Source organism: Moorena sp. SIO4G3 (assembly GCF_010692305.1).
GTDB lineage: Bacteria > Cyanobacteriota > Cyanobacteriia > Cyanobacteriales > Coleofasciculaceae > Moorena > Moorena producens_A.
Genome location: NZ_JAAHIG010000719.1, coordinates 1 through 1,537, shown reverse-complemented (window position 1 = coordinate 1,537; position 1,537 = coordinate 1). Strand labels below are relative to the sequence as shown.

1 pseudogene is annotated in these 1,537 nt (G+C 44.6%); it reads right to left on the bottom strand.

Features of this window, described 5'->3' with window-relative positions:
• Nucleotides 1-17 precede the first annotated feature (17 nt).
• Nucleotides 18-1,383, bottom strand: a pseudogene (locus F6J99_RS44890) (transposase).
• Between the last annotated feature and the right edge of the window lie 154 nt (nt 1,384-1,537).

The following is a 1,537-nucleotide window of genomic DNA, read 5'->3' as shown; positions in this document are numbered from 1 at the left end:
TGTTGACACTCCCCGGTCTAAAGACGCGGGGATTCTTCGCTCGACGACCCGACTTGCTGAACCTGGCCGGAACCAAGAACAGTAGAGGTCAGATCTCCCGAAGAGTTCGGATCTAAAATCCAGGTTCCGGTGTGCCCCACCGTACCCAAGGCTCTATTTAGGATGTTGATTGCGGCGTTGTGGTCTCGGTCTAATTTACAACCACACTTACAGACATGAGTTCTAGTAGATAATGACTTTTTGACTACTTCGCCGCACTCTGAGCAGTTCTGGCTTGTATAGGCAGGGTTTACAGCAACCGTAACCCGACCAAACTTGGTTCCAAAATGCTCTAACCATTTCCTGAATTGATACCAACCTGCGTCGTTAATAGATTTAGCTAAACAGTGGTTTTTGACTAAGTTCTTGACTCTTAAATCTTCGTAGGCGACCAAATCGTTAGATTCGGCGAAGCCGACGCTACGCGAACGGATTACGCAACGTGCCGGAGACGAAACCTTAGATAATGGAGCCTTTATAACAACAGTTTTAACCCTTTTATGCATAACCTACAAACCAAAAAGGCTCCATTATCTTACGGTAACTTCTAACCAGTCTCTTGGCATGTTCTTCACGTTGCCTACTTATTTTAAGGTGTTGTCTACCTAATCTATTTATGGCTTTCTTCCGGTTAGCAGAGCCTTTCTTTTTTCGGGATACTCGTCGCTGATAAAACTTCAGTCTCTTCTCTCCCGTTCGATAAAATCTAGGGTTAGGTTCAGTATTTCCCCTGGAGTCAGTATAGAAATCCTTCAGTCCAACATCTAAGCCAATAGTTGCATCAGCAGGCTTCAACTGTTCATTGTTATCAGCCTGGATGCAGAACTGAACATAGTAACCATCAGCACGACGGACTATCCTAACCCTCTTGATCTGCTTTTTGTCAAAGCCCCACAAATCCCAGGTGCCCTTAAGTTTGAGCTTCCCAATCCCTTTTTTGTCGCTGAATACAATCCATTTCTTGTCAGGGGATAGCTTCCAGCCAGATTGCTTGTATTCGACCGTTCGCGCAGCGTCGGCTTTGCCGAATCGTCCACGATGAAGGAACTTCGGGAAACCTTTCTTTCCAGGCACCTTCTTTTTACAGTTATCGAAAAACCGAGAAATTGATGACCATGCCCGTTCAGAACTAGCCTGGCGAGCAGTGGAATTTAACTCATTTGCAAACGGAAACTTATGGGCTAATACCTTGCTATATTTGGAGAGATCATACTTATTTACCCCTTTGTTGTCCATCCAGTACCGGAGGCAACTATTGCGAATAAAACGAGCTGTTCTAATCGCCTCATCTATAGCCAGATATTGCTGTTTTTTGCCGTATACCTTAAATTCCAAAATGATCATCAGTCTCGACCTTAACTGCTACTACTTTATTCTACAAGACTTCGCGTAAAAATTCGGAAATAATCAAAATATTTCTTCACGGCGGCTAAAGCCGCTACGAACCTTCATCCCCGGTATAAATACGCGGGGCTTTCGGTTTTTGGCTCCCACGTAA